Source organism: Bacillus sp. C30 (assembly GCF_040838255.1).
GTDB lineage: Bacteria > Bacillota > Bacilli > Bacillales > Bacillaceae_G > Bacillus_A > Bacillus_A mycoides.
Map to the genome: position 1 here is coordinate 1 of NZ_JBFPJH010000499.1, position 1,938 is coordinate 1,938.

A 1,938-nucleotide genomic window follows, 5' to 3' on the forward strand; every position below is an offset into this window, starting at 1 on the left:
TATTTGATATTTTCATATAATTGATCAAGTCGTCAAAACCAAGACGTTAAAACGAATTTTGGACATAAAATAACCGACTACCTACATGTTTTAAAAAAGGAGTCGGCTATTTTGCTTATTTATTATTGATTTGCATGCTCTTTATATGTGATGAGCGAAAATTCCCAAGATTAATATGCTACTTTAGTTTCCATGCTTTTTCACTGAAATACTTCCGTTATGTGTGTTTAATTTAATTTGATTTTCTCCCTTCCCAATAACTGCATTTCCATTATATTTATTCAGGATATTCGCTTTTCCATTGTCGACAGAGACATTAAATTGAACATTAGTTGGTTCTTTTTCAGTTTCAATATTAATCTTGCCATTGTGAGTCGTAAAATTGAGATTTCGATCAAGTTCATTTGTTGTAAGAGAAAGACTTCCGTTTTTAGATTGCCCTTCTAGTTCACCTTCAACATGATCTAGCATTATTCGTCCATTATTCGATTTCACATGAATATTTTGCGCCGTTATATCTTTAAAGTCCATACTTCCATTATTTGTTTCCGCATTAATTTTTTGCGAATTGATCTCTCTTAATTCAACACGCCCATTGCTTGTATTGATATCAAAATGCGTTGTATTTTGTTGTTTTGCAGAAACGTAACCATTGTTATTGGAAATTTTTAATGAATCATATTGTTTTTCAGGCAGATAGACATTTAATGTTAATGGGACCAATACTTCAGAAATGTTGAAGTTGAACCAACTCTGTTGTTTTTCTTTGTAAGAAATGAGAAGCGTTGAATCTTTTTCATCCGTAGCTAATGTTCTTTCTATGTTAGGATTAACTTCCCCATCTAATGTTACTTTCATGTTACTTTCTGTTGTAGGATTGATGTTAACCCGCACGTTATTCGTATCGATAATGACGCTTGACACATTATTATTGTTAATGACCTTTTCTTCTGAAATTGGTACTGTGGCAATTGAACGATAAGTGAATAGACTTCCCACAATCCCAATAATGAAAATAATACCTGCAATGATTGAAAGTTTCTTTTTATTTATCATGCTTAAAACCACCTTTTACTAGTGCTATATTGAACTTTAAATAACGAACAAATCCATTCTTTGCTAGCTTCGTTAAAGATAACATAGCGATTACAATGAAATATCCAAGTCCACAAAGTGCTAAAGAAACGAAAAGGTTAAAAAGTAAGAATGTATTTGGATGCACAATGGTATCAACAATAACAAGCAGTGGTGAACACAAAAATGAGATTCCTAGAGTCCACCCCGAAAAAATCAATGCGGCTACTGCAATTGCAGGTCCAAGCACGATTACTAAATTGAAAAATCCTAATCCAATTACTGCCCAAATTGCCCGAAAAACATTCCCTGTTGTTGCACTCGCTGTTACTTTCTCAATATGATAACCTGCTAATAACTCTTTGGCGATTTGAGCTGGCGAACCTAATGAAGCTGTAATTTCTTCTTCAGTTTTTCCTTCCTCTAATCCGAAAGTAAAATGTTCTTCATAATCTTTTAAAATATCTGCACGTTCTTTTTCAGATAATCTTTTTAGAGATACGTTTAATTGTTGTAAAAATTTATCTTTCGTCATTACGTACACCTTCTTTTATTAATTGATTGACACCTTGTGAGAACTCATTCCATTCCTCCAAAAGTTGGTACAAATACGTTCTACCTTTATCCGTCAGTTTATAATACTTCCTTGAAGGCCCTTCTGAAGACTCCTGTAAATACGTTGTAAAATATTCTTCTTTAGTTAATCTACGAAGTAGAGGATAAACAGACCCTTCTGATATTTCAATTTGATTGGAAATACTTCGAACTAATTCATACCCATAACGGTCTTGCTTATCAAGTAAGACAAGAACACAAAGTTCTAAAACTCCTTTTTTAAATTGTACATTCAATATTCATTCACCC

Annotated in this window: 3 protein-coding genes; all 3 read right to left on the minus strand. The window is 32.7% G+C overall.

The genetic code is table 11. The annotated features are described in order from the left end of the window. Positions 1-183 precede the first annotated feature (183 nt). Genes AB3X49_RS22205 through AB3X49_RS22215 form a run of 3 tightly spaced genes read right to left on the minus strand, consistent with a single transcriptional unit; the run spans position 184 to position 1,925 of the window. Positions 184-1,056: a DUF4097 family beta strand repeat-containing protein gene (locus AB3X49_RS22205; protein ID WP_367964777.1), complete on the minus strand. Its 873-nt coding sequence runs from the start codon at positions 1,054-1,056 to the stop codon at positions 184-186. Next, the gene (locus AB3X49_RS22210) at positions 1,046-1,609 is read right to left on the minus strand and encodes an HAAS signaling domain-containing protein (RefSeq protein ID WP_113735951.1); all 564 of its coding nucleotides are present in this window, start codon (positions 1,607-1,609) and stop codon (positions 1,046-1,048) included. Before AB3X49_RS22210 ends, AB3X49_RS22205 begins: the two co-directional genes overlap by 11 nt. Continuing rightward, positions 1,596-1,925, minus strand: coding sequence for a PadR family transcriptional regulator (locus tag AB3X49_RS22215; protein WP_002165328.1), 330 nt, complete (start codon positions 1,923-1,925; stop codon positions 1,596-1,598). Before AB3X49_RS22215 ends, AB3X49_RS22210 begins: the two co-directional genes overlap by 14 nt. Between the last annotated feature and the right edge of the window lie 13 nt (positions 1,926-1,938).

What these genes read in the sequence shown, in the direction of transcription:
- AB3X49_RS22210 (WP_113735951.1), bottom strand. Translation starts at nt 1,609, where the DNA reads ATGACGAAAGATAAATTTTTACAACAATTAAACGTATCTCTAAAAAGA.
- AB3X49_RS22205 (WP_367964777.1), bottom strand. Translation starts at nt 1,056, where the DNA reads ATGATAAATAAAAAGAAACTTTCAATCATTGCAGGTATTATTTTCATT.